Annotated in this window: 13 protein-coding genes; 11 read left to right on the forward strand and 2 right to left on the reverse strand. The window is 75.8% G+C overall.

The features are described 5' to 3' along the window. Positions 1-100: 100 nt before the first annotated feature. The 9 genes from ACK586_RS09045 to ACK586_RS09085 all read left to right on the forward strand — a co-directional run bounded on the left by ACK586_RS09045 (position 101) and on the right by ACK586_RS09085 (position 12,791). A complete protein-coding gene (locus ACK586_RS09045; protein ID WP_409330139.1) occupies positions 101-1,315 on the forward strand; it encodes an acyl-CoA dehydrogenase family protein in 1,215 nt (404 codons plus the stop codon). A 268-nt stretch (positions 1,316-1,583) separates the two neighbouring features. Continuing rightward, entirely contained in the window at positions 1,584-3,266 is a 1,683-nt protein-coding gene (locus ACK586_RS09050) for a fibronectin type III domain-containing protein (protein WP_409330140.1), read from the forward strand. A 344-nt stretch (positions 3,267-3,610) separates the two neighbouring features. Beyond that, the gene (locus ACK586_RS09055; protein ID WP_409330141.1) at positions 3,611-5,308 is read left to right on the forward strand and encodes a fibronectin type III domain-containing protein; all 1,698 of its coding nucleotides are present in this window, start codon (positions 3,611-3,613) and stop codon (positions 5,306-5,308) included. A gap of 210 nt (positions 5,309-5,518) precedes the next feature. After that, positions 5,519-7,000 (forward strand): fibronectin type III domain-containing protein, encoded by a 1,482-nt coding sequence (locus ACK586_RS09060; RefSeq protein WP_409330142.1) that lies wholly within the window; start codon positions 5,519-5,521, stop codon positions 6,998-7,000. A gap of 412 nt (positions 7,001-7,412) precedes the next feature. Then, complete coding sequence (locus ACK586_RS09065) at positions 7,413-8,750, forward strand: ABC transporter substrate-binding protein (RefSeq protein ID WP_409330143.1); 1,338 nt, start codon at positions 7,413-7,415, stop codon at positions 8,748-8,750. A gap of 1 nt (position 8,751) precedes the next feature. Next, the gene (locus ACK586_RS09070) at positions 8,752-9,693 is read left to right on the forward strand and encodes an ABC transporter permease (RefSeq protein ID WP_409330144.1); all 942 of its coding nucleotides are present in this window, start codon (positions 8,752-8,754) and stop codon (positions 9,691-9,693) included. Positions 9,694-9,712: 19 nt separating this feature from the next. Then, on the forward strand, positions 9,713-10,669 hold the full coding sequence (locus tag ACK586_RS09075; RefSeq protein ID WP_409330145.1) for an ABC transporter permease: 957 nt from the start codon (positions 9,713-9,715) through the stop codon (positions 10,667-10,669). After that, complete coding sequence (locus tag ACK586_RS09080) at positions 10,666-11,706, forward strand: ABC transporter ATP-binding protein (RefSeq protein WP_409330146.1); 1,041 nt, start codon at positions 10,666-10,668, stop codon at positions 11,704-11,706. Before ACK586_RS09075 ends, ACK586_RS09080 begins: the two co-directional genes overlap by 4 nt. Further along, positions 11,703-12,791 (forward strand): ABC transporter ATP-binding protein, encoded by a 1,089-nt coding sequence (locus ACK586_RS09085; RefSeq protein WP_409330147.1) that lies wholly within the window; start codon positions 11,703-11,705, stop codon positions 12,789-12,791. Before ACK586_RS09080 ends, ACK586_RS09085 begins: the two co-directional genes overlap by 4 nt. A 16-nt stretch (positions 12,792-12,807) precedes the next feature. Here ACK586_RS09085 and ACK586_RS09090 read toward each other — a convergent pair whose 3' ends face one another. Next, a complete protein-coding gene (locus ACK586_RS09090) occupies positions 12,808-13,500 on the reverse strand; it encodes a DcrB-related protein (RefSeq protein ID WP_409330148.1) in 693 nt (230 codons plus the stop codon). Next, positions 13,497-15,485 (reverse strand): hypothetical protein, encoded by a 1,989-nt coding sequence (locus ACK586_RS09095; RefSeq protein ID WP_409330149.1) that lies wholly within the window; start codon positions 15,483-15,485, stop codon positions 13,497-13,499. Before ACK586_RS09095 ends, ACK586_RS09090 begins: the two co-directional genes overlap by 4 nt. 192 nt (positions 15,486-15,677) lie before the next feature. Between ACK586_RS09095 and ACK586_RS09100 the strand changes: the two genes are divergently transcribed. Continuing rightward, positions 15,678-16,091 carry a TIGR03668 family PPOX class F420-dependent oxidoreductase gene (locus ACK586_RS09100; RefSeq protein WP_409330150.1) on the forward strand — a complete coding sequence of 138 codons (414 nt, stop codon included), beginning with the start codon at positions 15,678-15,680 and terminating at the stop codon, positions 16,089-16,091. A 15-nt stretch (positions 16,092-16,106) separates the two neighbouring features. Further along, a complete protein-coding gene (locus ACK586_RS09105) occupies positions 16,107-16,970 on the forward strand; it encodes an LLM class flavin-dependent oxidoreductase (protein ID WP_409330151.1) in 864 nt (287 codons plus the stop codon). Positions 16,971-17,065: the final 95 nt, after the last annotated feature.

The raw sequence follows: 17,065 nt of genomic DNA on the forward strand, positions 1-17,065 counted from the left end.
CGCCCGGGCCGTCTGCGGTTGATCATCGGCGGGTGGTCGAACGCCACGCCGGTGCGCGCAGCCGTCTGCCGATGATCAACACGAGAAGGGGGCTGTCTCGATGCCCGTGTCGTTCGACCTCACCGAGGATCAGACCGAGCTGCAGAGGTGGGTGCACGACTTCGCCGCGGACGTCGTCCGCCCCGCGGCCGCCGAGTACGACGAGCGCGAGGCCTTCCCGTGGCCGGTGCTGCAGGAGGCCGCGAAGATCGGCCTCTACTCGCTGGACTTCTTCGCCACCCAGTGGTTCGACGAGTCCGGGCTCGGCATCCCGATCACCATGGAGGAGCTCTTCTGGGGCGACGCCGGGATCGGCCTGGCGATCGTGGGTACGACCCTGGCGGCGGCGTCGGTGCGGGCCAACGGCACCGACGAGCAGGTGGGGCAGTGGATCCCCGCGATGTTCGGCACGGAGTCCGAGCCCAAGGTGGCGGCCTTCTGCTCGAGCGAGCCCGACGCCGGGTCCGATGTCGGCGCGATGCGCACCCGTGCGGTCTTCGACGAGAGGACCGGCGAGTGGGTGCTGAACGGCACCAAGACCTGGGCGACCAACGGCGGCATCGCCGACATCCACGTGGTCAACGCGGTCGTCGACCCGGAGCTGCGGGCCCGCGGGCACGCGAGCTTCGTCGTGCCCCCGGGCACCCCGGGCATCAGCCAGGGCCAGAAGTTCCTCAAGCACGGCATCCGGGCCTCGCACACCGCCGAGGTCGTGCTCACCGACTGCCGCATCCCCGGCGACTGCCTGCTCGGGGGCCGGGAGCGGCTGGAGGAGCGGCTGGCCCGCGCCCGCGAGGGCGCCCGCACCGGCCGAACCCAGCCGTCGATGGCGACATTCGAGCGCACCCGCCCCGCCGTCGGCGCCCAGGCGGTCGGCGTGGCCCGCGCCGCCTACGACTACGCCTTGGACTACGCCCGTCAGCGCGAGCAGTTCGGCAAGCCGATCGTGGAGAACCAGGCGATCGCCTTCATGCTCGCCGACATGAAGACGTCGATCGACGCCGCCCGGCTGCTGGTCTGGCGGGCCGCGTGGATGGCGCGGGCGGGCAAGCGATTCACCGCCGCCGAGGGCTCGATGTCCAAGCTCGTCGCCGGCGAGACCGCTGTCCGGGTCACCGAGAAGGCGATGCAGATCCTCGGCGGTAACGGCTACACCCGCGAGTACCCGGTCGAGCGGATGGCCCGCGACGCGAAGATCTACACCATCTTCGAGGGGACCTCGGAGATCCAGCGGCTGGTGATCGCGCGCACGATCTCCGGGGCCCAGCTGCGCTGACCGATCGGCTCCGGACACCGGAACCGCCACCGGACCTGCACGGATGGTCACGAAGAGCGGTCGAGGGCTTCGTCGACTTCCGGGCGGTTCTCGGCTGTAGCGGCCGGCACCCGGGCGCCGGCGGATCACGGGCCGGTCACGCCGCGTCCCACCGGCCACGGCGCGTGTGGCGGAACGTGCCACGAGCAGGCCGCGTGGTCCCGTCCTCCCGGCCCGGGACGTCGGGCCGGCGAGCCCGGCGCCTCCCGGGTCCACCCCGGGAGTCCCCGTGCACCTCGCACCACCGTCCCGGCGCGCGCTCGGCCTCGCGGCCGTCACCGCCGTCGCCACGTCCACGACCCTGGTCGCCCTCGGTGGTGTCGCCGCGGCCGAGCCAGGCGCCGTCGGGACCGCCGACCCGTGGAGCGTCACCCACGCCTACGACGGCGAGACGCGGGCGGTGACGCTGCCGGCCGGGTACTGCGCCGTCGCCTGGCACCTCGAGGGCGCCCAGGGCGGTGCCGGCGGGGGCAGCGGCCGGCCCGGCGCGCCCGGCTCGACGGTCGACGTGGTCACCCTGGTCGACGACCCGACGCAACCGATCGCGTTCCTCCTCGCCCCCGGCGAGGCGGGCGGAGCGGCGACCGGCGGCCTGGGCGGGGAGGGCGGGGTCAACCCCCACCACACGGCCTACAGCGGCAGTCCCGGGTACGACGAGTGGATGGACACCCCCGCCGGCGGCGGCGGCGGAGCCGCGTCGGTGGTCTCGGGGCCCTCGGGCTTCTGGCTGACCGCCCGGGGCGGCGACGGCGGTGGCGATCCGGACTGGTTCGGCCACGGCGGCTTCAGCTGGACCAACGAGGTCTTCGCGAACACCCGGGAGCCGGCCGTCGAGGGCGTCGACACCGACGGCGGCGCCGGGTCGATCTCCGCCACGGGGATCCTGTGCGCGCCCGGCATCCCCACGCTGGACCACGTCACGGCCGGCGAGCGGGTGCTGGTCCTCGACCTCGTGCAGACCGCCGAGGGCGAGGTGGACGTCGCCGGGTACGAGTACACGGTGGACGGCGGCGCGACCTGGCGGACGCTGGCCACCACCGCCTCGGGGAGCCGCATCGAGGGCACGATCACCGGCCTCTCCAGCGGCGTCACCTACACCGTGCAGGTCCGCGCGGTCGGGGCCAACGGCGGGCGCAGCGAGCCGAGCCAGGCCCTGCAGGGGCGTCCCCACGGCTCGATCGCGGCGCCGACGGGGGTGACGGTGGCGACGACGCCGTCCTCGCTGCTGGTCCGCTGGCAGCCGCCGGCGGGCACCGACACCGTGACCGGGTACGACGTGGGTTTCGGCACCGGGATGAGCGGTGGCCGGGCGTGCGTGGGGGATGCGACGCTGCGGTCCTGCGTGATCGCGGCGCAGCCGGGTGCGGACTACTCCGTGACGGTGTACGCCCTGGACGCCAACGGCGATGCGGGGATGCCGGCGACGGTGCACGTCGGGGTGGTCCCGGCGGCGGACAGCGCGGCGTCGTTCCCGTCCTCGGTGCCGGCGAAGTCCGGTGACCTGGGTGGCCCGGCCGGGCAGAGCGGCTCGGTCACGCCCGGCTCGAAGATCACGCTGACCGGTTCGGGTTACCTGGCGAACTCGACGGTGACGCTGCTGGTGTACTCCTCCCCGCAGGTGCTGGGCACGGTGGTGGCCGATGCGAACGGCGCGTTCTCGGTGACCGTGGAGATCCCCGCCGGTCTGGCGGCCGGGTCGCACACGCTGGTGGCGGCCGGTGTGGATGCTGCGGGTAACCCGCGGTACCTGACGATGCCGATCACCGTGACCGCCGCGGGTGCGGCTGCGGGTTCGGGTGGGCTGGCCTACACCGGTGCCGATGTCGCGGTCCCGGCGCTGGGTGGCCTGGCGGCTCTTGCCCTCGGCGGTGGCCTGGTCCTGGCCGGCCGGCGCAAGCGCGCGGCCCAGTAGCACCCCTCCACCCCGGCGGCCGCCGTCCCCTGCGGGGACGGCGGCCGCTGCCGTTCCCGGGGAGAGAGGTCTCCACCGCCCCGCTTTCGGTACCGGATCGGATCCGGTCTGAACTGTTCCGCACAACCGGAGGGTGTCCGGTTCGTCGATTTCCGGCTCCGTTTCGGCTGCGCTGACCTGCGGTTTCCCGTCGGCAGGTCACGATGCGGTCACGGCGTGTCCCACCCGTTCCGTCCCGTGTGGCGTGGCGTGCCACCCCTCCGCGTCGTGGTCCCGTCTCACCGGCGCCCGGATTCCCGGGCCAGCGAGCCCGGCGCGAACCGGGCCCACCCGGGGGAGCTCCCGTGCACCTCGCACCACCGTCCCGACGCGCGCTCGGCCTCGCGGCCGCCGGCGCCGTCCTCACCTCCAGCACCGTCTTCGCCCTCGGCGGCGTCGCCTCGGCCGCGCCCTCCGGCGCGGTCGAGACCACGAACCCGTTCGGCGTCGCCTACGACTTCGACGGCGACACCGACACCTGGACGCTGCCGGCGGGCTACTGCGCCGTCGAGTGGCACCTGGAAGGCGCGCAGGGCGGCGCCGGGAGCGATCAGGGTGCGGACGGCGAGGCCGGTCTGACCCTCGACATCGTCACCTACGTCGACGACCCCGCGGTCGCCACCACGTTCACGCTGGCCCCCGGCGGCTCGGGCGGCTCGTCCGCGGGCACCGTCGGCGGTCTCGGCGGCGTCAGCCCGTTCACCGACGAGTACAGCGGCTACGACGGCTACGACGAGGACAGCGGCGGCCTGGCCGGCGGCGGTGGCGGCGCCGCCTCGATCGTCATCGGCCCCGACGGCTTCTTCCTCTCCGCCTCCGGCGGGTACGGCGGCGGAGCCGAGGACTACGCCGGCTGGCCGGGCGGCGGCTACAACGAGGTCTTCGCGATCACGAGCGCGCCGCAGGTCGACGGCGTCGGCGACGGCGGCGACGGTTCCATCTCCGCCGTCGGCGTCCTCTGCCGGCCCGACGCTCCCTACCTGAACTACGCCGAGGGCGGCGACGGCTCCCTGACCGTCGACTTCCACCAGTTCGACGACGGCGACGTCGCGATCGCCGGCTACGAGTACACGACGGACGGCGGGTCGCACTGGCTGCCCCTCACCACGACGGTGAGCGGCAACCGGATCCTCGGGACGTTCACGACCAAGAGCACCGGCGGCGCGCTGTCCAACGGCGCGACCTACACCGTCCAGGTGCGGGCCATCGGCACCAACGGTGCCGCGAGCGAGCCCAGCCAGTCGGTCGAGGGCCGGCCGGTCAAGAAGATCGGCGCCCCGACGGGTGTCACGGTGGCGACGACGCCGTCCTCGCTGCTGGTCCGCTGGCAGCCGCCGGCGGGCGGTGACACCGTCACCGGGTACGACGTGGGCTACGGCACCGGTGAGATGGGCGACCAGGCGTGCGTCGGTGATGCGACGCTGCGTTCCTGCGTGATCGCGGCGCAGCCGGGTGCGGACTACACCGTGACGGTGTACGCCCTGGACGCCAACAGCGATGCGGGGATGCCGGCGACGGTGCACGTCGGGGTGGTGCCGGCGGCGGACAGCGCGGCGTCGTTCCCGTCCTCGGTGCCGGCGAAGTCCGGTGACCTGGGTGGCCCGGCCGGGCAGAGCAGCTCGGTCACGCCCGGCTCGAAGATCACGCTGACCGGTTCGGGTTACCTGGCGAACTCGACGGTGACGCTGCTGGTCTACTCCTCCCCGCAGGTGCTGGGCACGGTGGTGGCGGATGCCAACGGCGCGTTCACGGTGACCGTGGAGATCCCCGCCGGGCTGGCGGCCGGGTCGCACACGCTGGTGGCGGCCGGTGTGGACGCTGCGGGTAACCCGCGGTACCTGACGATGCCGATCACCGTGACCGCCGCGGGTGCGGCTGCGGGTTCGGGTGGGCTGGCCTACACCGGTGCCGATGTCGCGGTCCCGGCGCTGGGTGGCCTGGCGGCTCTGGCCCTCGGCGGTGGCCTGGTCCTGGCCGGCCGGCGCAAGCGCGCGGCCCAGTAGCACCTGCTCCACCCCGGCGGCCGCCGTCCCCCCTGCGGGGACGGCGGCCGTCGGCGTCTCCGCGCCCCGATGAGATAACGATCCGATAACGAGACGCCCCGCCCGTGCCAGGCCGGAGCGTCACCCGGGTGGGTGCATCGCGACCCCTGGTGAGGTGAACGACACGAACCGTCATGTCCGGTGAGCCACGGGCCATCCCGAGGAGTAGACGTGCACGAGTCACTCCGGAGCCCGGCCCGTCGCCGGGCGAGCATCGCGTCCGTCGCGCTCGCCGGTGCCCTGGCCGGCACCCTCGCCGCGGCCCCGGCCGCCGTCGCCGCACCGGACGGGATCGGCGGCACCGTCGTCGCGGCCCCCGGCCTCGACGCCCTGCCGGTGACGGTCCCCGCGGGCCACTGCGCCGTCACCCTGGACCTGGTCTCCGGCGCCGGCGACGACCCGGCCGCCCAGCGCGCCGTCTTCGGCGCCGTCGACGTCCGCCCGGGGGAGGAGCTGCAGCTCGCCCCCGGTCTCACCGGATCGCCCACGGGGGCCCCGTCGGAGGTCATGGCCTCCGGCGACCCGCTGCTGAGCACCGCGGGTCCCGACGCCACCCAGCCCTACGCGGCCGAGGACCAGGGGCGGATCAGCTACGAGTTCGTGCCCTGCAAGGAGCCGCGCTCGCCGAACCTGCAGTCGGTGACCCCGGCCGGCCCGGATGCGCTGGCCCTGCGGTTCCTCCCCTCCCCGCACGAGCCGGGCAGCGGGCTGGACCGGGTCACCGGCTACGAGGCCAGCACCGACGGCGGCGGCACCTGGGCGCCGCTGCCCACCCGGCAGGAGGACGGCGACACCGCCCTGCACGCCACCGTGACCGGGCTGCCCCGGGCCGCCTACGCGGTCGGGGTCCGCGCGGTGAGCGCGACCGGCCCGAGCCCGGTGGACGGCGCCCACTTCCTGGCCGCCTCCCTGCTGCTGGACCTGGGGACCCCCACCGGCGTGACGGCGACCGCGGGCACCTCCTCGGTCGGCGTCGCCTGGTCGCCGCCGGCCGACGCCGCCGGCATCACCGGCTACCGCGTCGAGGCGACCCCGGCCGGTGGCGGCACCCGCGCCCTGTGCGAGGTCGCCGCCACGGTGCACGGCTGCCGGATCGGCGTCGCCCCCGGCCGGTCCTACGACGTCGTCGTCTCCTCGGTGGGCCCGGCCGGCGAGTACGCGACCGTTCCCGCCGCCGCGGTGACGACCGGCGTGGTGCCCGCGCCCGCCGTCCCGGCCGCGGTGCCGCCGGCCTCCGGGCCGCTCGACGCCCCCGGCTCGGCCGTGCCCGGCGGCGCGCTGGCGGTCCGCGGCGCCGGGTTCCTGCCGCACTCCACCGTCACCCTCGTCGTGTACTCGGCGCCGACGGTCCTGGGCACGCTCGTCGCCGACGCGACCGGTGCCGTCGCCGGCACCGTCGCGCTGCCCGCGGGGCTGGCGCCCGGCGTGCACACGCTGGTCGCCGTCGGCGTCGACCCGGCCGGGGACCCGCACCACCTCGTCTCGGCGGTGACCGTCGCCGGGACCGCTCCCGCCGCGGTCGCCGGCCCCGGCCCCGGCCCGGCGCTGGCCGTCACCGGCGCCGAGGTCGCCGGCCCGGCGGCGGCCGGGGTCGGGGCGCTGGTGCTCGGCGGGGTGCTCACCCTCGCCGGGCGCCGCCGGGCGACCTCCTAGCCCCCGCCCTGCCGGCGGGGTCCGGTCGGTGCCGCCGGGATCTCGCCGCACCGTCCCGAGAACGCCGGCGGAGCGCGGCCGGCCGCGGCCGAGTACGGCCCAGGGGCGGCCGGTCGCGACCGGCGGCGGTAACGACCGCATGACGATCCCGATCCCACCCTGCGGGGCCCCGGGACCAGGCGGAGGGTCGGAGGCGGACGACATCGCCGAGCCGCTCGGAGGTCCCCGTGCGCACCAACCGACTCCTGCCCCTGGTCACCGTCGGGGCGCTCGCCCTGGCCGCCTGCGGAGGGGGTGACGGCGTCGACACCGGCGGGGAGGGCGGTGGTGGCGAGGGCACGCTGGTCGCCGCGGTCGCTGCCCACCCGACCAGCTCGACCCGCACGCCACCACCGCGTACCCGAGCTTCCAGGTGCTGGAGAACGTGTACGACACCCTCGCCGTCCCCGGCGCCGAGGACCTCACCATGGAGCCGAGCCTGGCGACGGAGTGGGAGACCAGCGAGGACCAGCTGAGCTGGACCTTCACGCTCCGCGAGGACGTCACCTTCCACGACGGCAGCGAGTTCGACTCCGCCGACGTCGTCTACAGCTACAACCGCATCATCGACGAGGAGCTGGCCAACGCCTACCGCTTCGAGACGGTGGAGTCGGTGGAGGCCGACGGCCCGCAGTCGGTGGTCATCACGCTCACCCAGCCCACGCCCAACCTGCCCGCGCTGATCGGCGGCTTCAAGGGCATGGCGATCCTCTCGGAGAACGCCGCCGAGGAGTTCGACCTGCAGACCGAGGCCAACGGCACCGGCCCCTTCCGGCTGGTCAGCTCCGACGCGAGCAGCACCGTCCTCGAGGCCTACGAGGACTACTGGGACGGCGCGCCGAGCATCTCCGGCGTCGAGTTCCGCTACATCACCGAGCCCGCCGCGGCGCTCACCGCGCTGCAGAACGGCGAGGTGCAGTGGACCGACAACGTGCCGCCGCAGCAGATCTCCGCGCTGGAGGGCGACGACGCCGTCGAGCTGCAGAGCATCCCCAGCGTCGACTACTGGTACATCTCGATGAACTTCGCCCGGCCGCCGTTCGACGACCCCGCGGTGCGGCGGGCCGTGGCCACGGCCGTCGACCGGGCGGCGGTGACCGAGGCCGCCTGGTTCGACGCGGCCCAGCCCAACCAGACGGCGATCCCGGAGGACAACTTCTTCGCCTCCGACTACGCCCCGTTCGACACCGACCCCGACGCCGCCCGGCAGGCGCTCGAGGACGCCGGCGTGCAGCTGCCGCTGACCATGGGGCTGATGGTCACCGACGAGTTCCCCGAGACGGTCACGGCCGCGCAGGTCGTCGCCAGCCAGCTCGAGCCGGTGGGCATCGACGTGCAGGTCGAGACGCTGGACTTCGCCGCCTGGCTGGACCGGCAGGCGGAGGGCGACTTCGACGCCTTCCTGCTGGGCTGGCTGGGCAACCTCGACCCGTTCGACTACTACCACGCCCAGCACATCACCGGCGGCTCCAGCAACTTCCAGGGCTACAGCAACCCGCAGGTCGACGAGCTGCTCACCCAGGCGGCCACGGAGACCGACCCCGACACCCGCAAGGACCTCTACGACCAGGCCGTCCAGCTGATCGTGGACGACGTCTCCTACCTCTACCTCTACAACCCCAACGTCGTGCAGGCCTGGGCGCCGGGTCTCAGCGGCTACACGATCCGGGCGGACAAGGCGATCAACTTCGAGGACGTCGAGCTGCCCTGACGTGACCGGCTACCTGCTGCGGCGCACCGGCCAGTCCGTCGTCGTCCTCGCCGGGGTCAGCGTCCTCGTCTTCGCGATCATCCACCTGGTCGACGGCGACCCGATCCGGCGGGCCCTGGGGACCCGCTTCTCCCAGGAGACGTACGACGCGCTGCGCGAGCGGTCCGGGCTGGACCTCCCGCTGGTGCAGCAGTACTTCCGCTGGGCCGGCAACGCGCTCACCGGGGACCTGGGGGTCAGTTTCCGCAGCGGGCAGCCCGTCACCGGCCTGATCCTGGAGCGGCTGCCGGCCACCCTGGCCCTGGCCGGGACGGCCATCCTGGTGGCGCTGCTGATCGCGATCCCGCTCGGCACGGTGTCGGCGCTGCGGCCGCGGTCGCTCGTCGACCGGGTGGCCACGGTGATCAGCCAGTTCGGCATCTCGGTGCCGGACTTCTGGATGGCGATCGTGCTCATCCTGGTCTTCGCCGGCACCCTGGGCTGGCTGCCCTCCGGCGGGTACGTGCCCCTGACGGAGGACCCGGGCGAGTGGCTGCGGCGGCTGATCATGCCGGCGGTGGTCACCGGGGTGGTCTCCGGCTCGGTCATCACCCGGTTCGTCCGCTCCAGCGTGCTCGAGGCCCTGGGCGCCGACCACGTCCGGACGGCGGAGGCCAAGGGCCTGCCCCGGCGGCAGGTGTTCGGCTGGCACGTGCTGCGCAACGCGCTGCTGCCGCTGGTGACCGTCACCGGGGTGCAGCTGGCCTACCTGCTGTCGGGGGTGGTGGTGGTCGAGATCGTGTTCGCCTGGCCGGGGCTGGGGCAGCTGGCGCTGCAGTCGGTGCAGGCCCGGGACCTGCCCGTGCTCCAGGGGGCGGTGCTGCTGTTCGCGTTCGTCTTCCTGGTGATCAACCTGCTGGTCGACCTGCTCTACGGCCGCATCGACCCGAGGATCCGGCGATGACATGCAGCCGGGGCCTGCTGTGACAGGCCAGCCGCTGCCCCCGCCCGGCAGCCCGGTGGCCGGCCAGGGCGACGACAAGGGCACCGACGTCGCAGCGGTGACCCTGCGACCCGCCCGCCCCCGCTGGCGGGAGACGCTCGGCCTCCTGGCCCGCAACCCCACGGCCGCCGGCGCGGCGATCGTGCTCGTGCTGGTCGCGCTGGTGGCGCTGTTCGACGAGCAGCTCGCCCCGGAGGGGCCCAACGAGATCAGCGTCCCCGACCGGCTGCAGGGGCCCAGCTGGGAGCACCCGTTCGGAACCGACGACCTCGGCCGCGACATCCTCAGCCGGGTCATCCTGGGCGCCTCGGTGTCCCTGCGCGTCGGCTCCACCGCCGTGGGCATCGCGCTCGTCGTCGGCACCCTGATCGGCCTGCTCGCCGGCTACTACGGCAAGTGGCTGGACGACGTCCTCATGCGGCTCATGGACGTGCTGTTCGCCTTCCCCGCGGTGCTGCTGGCCATCGCCGTCCTCGCCGTCCGCGGACCCGGGCCGAACAACGCCGCCATCGCCATCGGGATCGTCTACATCCCCATCTTCGCGCGGGTCACGCGGGCCAGCGTGCTCGGCGTGCGGGAGGAGGTCTACGTGCGGGCGTCCCGCTCGGTCGGGGCCTCCGACTGGCGCATCCTCACCCGGCACGTGCTGCCCAACGCCGCGCCGCCGATCATCGTGCAGACCTCGATCAGCCTGGCCTTCGCCGTGCTGGCCGAGGCGGCGCTGTCGTTCCTCGGCCTGGGCACCCAGCCGCCGAACCCCTCGTGGGGGCTGATGCTGGCGGAGGGCCGCGGGTACATCGACCTGGCCTGGTGGATCGCCTTCTTCCCCGGCATGGCCATCTTCCTCGTGGTGCTCTGCTTCAACCTGCTCGGCGACGGCCTGCGCGACGTCCTCGACCCCCGGCAGCGCACCCTGATGGCGGGGGCGGGCCGGTGAGCGCGGTGGCGCGGCCGGCGGCGGAACCGGTCCTCGGGGTCGACGACCTGCGGGTCGAGCTGCGCACGCCGCGCGGCCCGGCGCACGTGGTCAACGGGCTCAGCTACTCGGTCGGGCGCGGGGAGACCGTCGCCGTGGTCGGGGAGTCCGGCAGCGGCAAGAGCGTGTCGGTGCTCGCCCTGCTCGGGCTGCTGCCGGCCCGGACGGCGACGGTGACCGGCCGGGCGCTGCTGCAGGGCGAGGACCTGCTCACCATGTCCCCCGACCGGCTGCGGCAGGTCCGCGGCGCGGGGGCGGGCATGGTCTTCCAGGACCCGATGACCTCGCTCAACCCCGTGCTCACCGTCGGCCGGCAGCTGGTCGAGGGCATCCGCGCCCACGCCGACGTCTCGAAGGACGCCGCCCGGGGCCGCGCCGCCGAGCTGCTCGCCGAGGTGGGGCTGCCCGACCCGCGCGGGGCGCTGGACCGCTACCCGCACGAGCTCTCCGGGGGCATGCGGCAGCGGGTCGTCATCGCGATCGCGCTGAGCAACTCGCCGGCCCTGCTGATCGCCGACGAGGCCACGACCGCCCTCGACGTCATCGTGCAGGCGCAGATCCTCGACCTGGTCGAGCGGTTGCAGCAGGAGCACGGCACCGGCGTCATCTGGATCACCCACGACCTGGGCGTCGTCGCCGGCATCGCCGACCGGGTGCTGGTGATGTACGGCGGGCGCTGCGTGGAGGACGGCACGGTCGACGACGTCCTCGAGCACCCCGCGCACCCCTACACCCGCGGCCTGCTGGGCGCCCTGCCCGACCGCGCCGAGCCACTGCCCGACGGCACCCGCCCCGACCTGGCCACCATCCCCGGCGTGCCCCCGCCGCCGACCGCCCTGCCGGCCGGGTGCGTGTTCTGGCCGCGCTGCCCGGTGCGCGGCGACGCCCGGTGCGAGACCGAGCAGCCGCCCCTGGTGCAGGTTCGCCGAAATGGCCACTTCGGCGGGACGGAGTTGCCGCACCGGGCGGCGACGTGGTGCGCGGAGGCGCCTCGATGAGCGACGACGTCCTGGTCGCCGCCCGCGGCCTCGAGGTGCACTTCCCGATCCGCGGCTCCGGGGTGCTGCGGCGGGCGACCGGTGCGGTCCGCGCGGTCGACGGCGTGGACCTCGACATCCGGCGCGGCGAGACGCTCGGCCTGGTCGGCGAGTCCGGCTGCGGGAAGTCCACGCTGGGCAACGCCCTGCTGCGGCTGGTCGAGCCGACCGGTGGCACGCTGACCTTCGACGGCACCGACGTCACCGCGCTGGGCCGGCGCGACCTGCGCGAGCTGCGCCGCCGGGCCGGCATGGTGTTCCAGGACCCGTTCGCCTCCCTCGACCCGCGGCGCACGGTCGCGCAGACGGTGTCCGAGCCGCTGGAGGTCCACGGCCTGCGCACGGGTCGCCGGGACCGCGCCACCCGCGTGGCGGAGCTGCTGGAGCTGGTCGGGCTCGACCCGGCGGTCGCCGACCGGTACCCGCACGAGTTCTCCGGTGGCCAGCGGCAGCGCGTCGGGATCGCCCGCGCCCTCGCCGGCGAGCCGGACTTCCTGGTCTGCGACGAGGCGATCGCCTCGCTCGACGTCAGCGTCCAGGCCCAGGGGGTCAACCTGCTGCGCGGGCTCCAGCGCCGGCTCGGGTTGACCCTGCTGTTCATCTCGCACGACCTGTCGGCGGTCCGGCACGTCGCGGACCGGATCGCGGTCATGTACCTCGGGCGGGTGATCGAGATCGGGCCGGCCGAGGCGGTCGGCGGCGATCCGCAGATGCCCTACACGCAGGCGCTGCTGTCGGCGGTCCCGGTGCCGCACCCGGCGCGCGAGCGCTCCCGGCAGCGGATCGTGCTGCGCGGCGACGTCCCCTCCCCGGCCGCGGTACCCAGCGGTTGCCGGTTCCGGACCCGCTGTCCCATGGCGTTCGAGCCGTGCCCGGACGTCGACCCCGCCCTGCAACCGGTGGGCACCGCGCCCGGCCACGCGGCGGCCTGCCACCTGCACGGGATCGTGGGCACGCCGGTCGCCCGGGAGGACGACGTCCCCGAGGGCCCGGCGCCCGACGACGCCGCCCGCGCGCCCCGCCCGGCCGGCCGCGAGCGCGGCTGAGTGCCCGCAGAGTGAGCTACGGCTGCGGTCGAGGTGGGGACGGCGGGGCGGGCGGCGACGGCGGGCGGGGCGGGAGCTGGACCAGGACCGTCGTCGACGTCGACCCCGTGGCCGCGGGCGCCGGCCGCTCGGGCTCCGGCTCGGGCTCCTGGGCCGGCCGCTCGGGCTCGGGCTCGGGCTCGGGCTCGGGCTCCGGCTGGGGGGCGACCAGTTCGGCGGCCGGTGCCGGCTCGACCGGCTCGGCGGCTGCCGCGGGAGGTCCTGGCACCGGGGCCGCCGGAACCGGGGGCGGGTCGAGCTCCACCCCGCGCAGCACCCCGTCGAGCACTCCGGCGACCGACTCGAACGAGGCCGCCGGCGCCGTGGCGGTCGCGGTGACACCGGTGCCGGGGGCGGTCGCGCAGACCTGCACCTGCACCACCCGCGTGCCGTCGGACGCCGTCCACGAGAACAGCCGCGCGTACGCCGGGCCCCCGGGAAGAGGCAGGACGGTCAGCGCGTGCTGCTGGTACTGCGGGTACTCGGCGGCCAGCCGCTCGCCGCGCCCCTGCGCGAACTGCTCGGTGCCGACCTCGGCCGGCAGCGGTTCCCGGACGACGACGACGTCGGCCCGCCCGTCGGGCGCCCGCAGCGTCCAGGACTCCGTGACCGACCACCCCTCGGGCACCGGCGCGCGGAGCCGGCCGGTGGTCCAGGACGGGCCGGTCACGACGCCGTCCCGACGCGGACGAGCGCGGGCAGCGGACGCAGGGCCCCCGGCGGCGCCGCCTGACCGGGAGCGGTCAGCCGGCCGTCGCGCAGGTCCAGCAGCGGGGCGCCCGGCAGCGGCGCGGTGACCACGACGGCGTCCTCCTCGGCGGCCACGAGCGTGGCCGGCTCGCGGGTCTGCAGCACCGGGCGCAGCGGGCCGGCTCCGGTCGCGACGGCGACCACAGCCGGGTGCTCGCCGCCGGCCAGGGAGTACCACCGGGCGCCGGTGCGCGGGTCGGTCGCCGCGCTGCCCAGCGCCGCGCCCGGGCTCGTGGCGACCGGCTCCCACGCCCCGTCGCGCAGCTCGTACAGGTCGGCGCCGGAGCCGTCGGTGGCGACGGCGGCCGGGACCGGCCCGGGCAGCAGCCGCGTGGCCACCCGTCCGGAGCGGGGCGGCCGCGCGCCGTCGACGGCGGGGCCGGCGGTGTCGCCGGTGAGCAGCAGGTCGCCGTGCCGCAGCCGGGCAGCGGCCCACGGCGGCCCGCCGGCGTCGGTCTCCAGCGCCAGCGCGCCGTCGGCGCTGACGGTCAGGTGGTGCTGGGCCGGCCGGTCCCAGGCGTCGCGCCCGGGGACGGCGAACCAGAACCCCTCCCCGCGGGTGTCGGCCGGCGTCGGCTCGACCCAGCCGGGGAGCTCGGTCGGCGCCGAGGTCGGGTAGATGCCGCTCACCGGCAGGTCGGTCTTCTGCCAGGGGTTGCCCGTCGGGTCGCCGAGCCGGGCCAGCTCCAGCCGGTGCAGCGTGTAGCGGTGCACCGTCGCGCCCTGCGCCGCGGCCCGCCGTCCGGCGTCGTCGGGGGCGTCGGCCGGGCCGGCCGCCCGGGTGACCAGGACGTGCACCGTGGCGGGGGAGGCGACGAGCTGCAGCGCGCCCTCCGGCGGGAACGTGGCGCGGTGCAGCAGCCGCAGCCCGTCGTCGAGGACCAGCAGCTCGCGGCCGACGAGGACCGCGGCGCCCGCGCGGTGGACGGCGCACTGCTGCGGGGCGCCGGTCAGGTCCAGGCCGGCGTCGGGCGCGGTCGCGCCCGGCGGGAACCGGCGCAGCTGCCAGCGGCCCTCCCAGTCGGCGCAGCAGGCCAGCACCCCGGCGTCGGTGGCGCCCGCGGTGTGCACCAGCGGGGCGAGCACCCCGGGGTGCCGGGCCAGCTCGAGCACCGGCGTCGGCGCCGGCCGGTCGCCGGCCCCGGGGACGTCGAGCGGCGCCGGGGTCTGCGGCACGACCGGCGGCCGGGCGGTGACCACCAGCGGCGGCTCGGGATCGGCGGAGAGCTCGGGGGCCAGCTCGGCGACCGTCCCGGCGAAGACGCCGGTCAGCCGGCCGGCCGCCGTCACCGTCGTCCCCACCGGGAGCGGATCGGCGAGCACCTCCGGCGCCGCGCACACGTCCAGGGCCAGGCCGGCCGTCTCCACGGTGAGCACGGTGAACGTCCCGCCGGTGCGGCCCGACGTCCGCCGGGTTCCCGCGCGGACGACGCCGGTGACCTCGGCGACCGGCTGGTTCGCGGCGCAGGACAGGCCCGCCGGCCGGTCCGCGCCGCCGGCGGTCACCCGCTCGGCGGCCAGGGACAGCCGCAGCCGCACGGTGCGGCCCCGGCGGTAGGCGCCCGGCCCGGCGTGGGCGAGGTCGACCAGCCCGGTGACCACCGGCACCGGCTCGGCCCCGGGGACCTCGGCCAGGAGCCGGGAGCGCCAGAAGTCGTCGCGGTCGGGCAGCAGGTCGGCGACCACCACGGTGGTGACCGGCGCGGCCCAGAAGCCGGGGACGGCGGTGTCGGCGGCGCCCTCGGCCGAGGTCACCCCGAGCAGCGCGCCGCTGGGGTCGACGTCGAGGTGGAAGGTCACGCCCTCCGCGGTGGGCGCCAGGGCGAGGCGACCGCGGCGCACGGCGAGGACGTGCTGCGCCAGGTCGGCGTCGTCCCCACCGACGCTGGCGTACGGGGTCGGCACGGCTGCTCCTGCTGTTCGGCGGGCGGTGGCCGCAGCATGCCACGGGGAGGCGGGCAGGCGGGCGCGGTCGGCGGGCGTCGCAACCCACGTCGTCGGGCCGCGCCTCCGGTGGTCCGGGGACCACTGGACCGGTCCGTTCCGGGAGGCGTCGGCCTCCTCGTCACGGTCGCCCGGGTGCGGTAGGAACGGCGCGTGCGGACGGCGGAGGCCCGGGAGCGCTTCGCCGCGTGTCCCGTGGCCCGCCTGGCCACCGTGCGCCCGGACGGCGCGCCGCACCTGGTGCCGGTGACCTTCGCCGTCGCGGGGGACCGGGTCTACAGCGCCGTCGACGCCAAGCCCAAGCGCTCGCCGCGGCTGCAGCGGCTGGCGAACCTGCGCGCCGAGCCGCGCTGCGCCCTCCTGGCCGACCACTACGCCGAGGACTGGGCGCGGCTGTGGTGGGTGCGCGCCGACGGGACGGCGGAGGTCGTCGACCCACCCGACCCGGCGCACCCCGGGCTGGCCGCCCTGGCCGCCCGCTACCCGCAGTACCGCGCGCAGCCGCCGTCCGGGCCGCTGCTCGTGGTCACCGTCGACCGCTGGAGCGGTTGGTCGAGCACGTCCTGACACGAGGAGGTCCGGGTGGAGATCGCGATCGGGATGCCCAACAGCATCCGGGGGACGACGGGCGGGTTGCTGCTGGACTGGGCGCGGCGGGCCGAGGCGGCCGGCTTCTCCAGCCTGGCGTCGATCGGCGCCGTGTCCTACCCCACCTACGAGGAGCTGACGGTGTTCGCCGCCGCCGGCGCGGTGACCGAGCGGATCCAGTTCGTGTCCGACGTGCTGATCGCGCCGGCCCGCAGCACCGCGGAGCTGGCCAAGCAGGCGGCCACGGTGCAGGAGCTGACCGGCGGGCGGCTGACCCTCGGCCTGGGGGTGGGGTGGCGGGACTCCGACTACGCGCTCACCGGCCGCGACTTCGCCGGCCGCGGCGCGCTGTTCGACGAGCAGCTGGCCGAGCTGCGTCGCGCCTGGGCCGGTGAGGCGCTGGTCGAGGGCACCCGCCCGCCGGTGCCGGAGACCGGGGCCGGTCCGGTGCCGATGCTCATCGGCGGGAACACCGACGCGGCGGTCCGCCGCACGGTGGAGCACGGGATCGGCTGGACCGCCGGGGGGCTGCCGCCGGAGGCGACCGCGCCGTTCGTCGAGCGCGTCCGCGCGGCCTGGGCCGAGGCCGGCCGGGAGGGAGCCCCGCGCATCGTCGCGCTCAACTACTTCGCCCTCGGCGACACCGAGGAGCGCTCGCGGGACTACCTGCTCGACTACTACGCCGCGATGGGCGCCGAGACCGCGGAGTACATCGCCGGCAGTGCGCACCGCTCGCCCGAGGCGATCCGCGACGTGATCGGCCGGTTCGCCGAGATCGGGGTGGACGAGCTGGTGCTCGACCCGACCGTCGCCGACCTCGGGCAGCTGGACCTGCTGGCGGAGGTCGCCCTCACCTGACTGTGAGGCTGGCCGGGTCGACTCATCGGTGATGGGCTGACAGCCGGCGGCAGTGGGCGTGACCCTTCGCCTGACTGGCTTCGTGCCTTCCAGCG

This window comes from Trujillonella humicola (assembly GCF_046233715.1).
Classification (GTDB): Bacteria; Actinomycetota; Actinomycetes; order Mycobacteriales; family Geodermatophilaceae; genus Trujillonella; species Trujillonella humicola.

What these genes read in the sequence shown, in the direction of transcription:
- ACK586_RS09045 (WP_409330139.1), top strand. Translation starts at nt 101, where the DNA reads ATGCCCGTGTCGTTCGACCTCACCGAGGATCAGACCGAGCTGCAGAGG.
- ACK586_RS09085 (WP_409330147.1), top strand. Translation starts at nt 11,703, where the DNA reads ATGAGCGACGACGTCCTGGTCGCCGCCCGCGGCCTCGAGGTGCACTTC.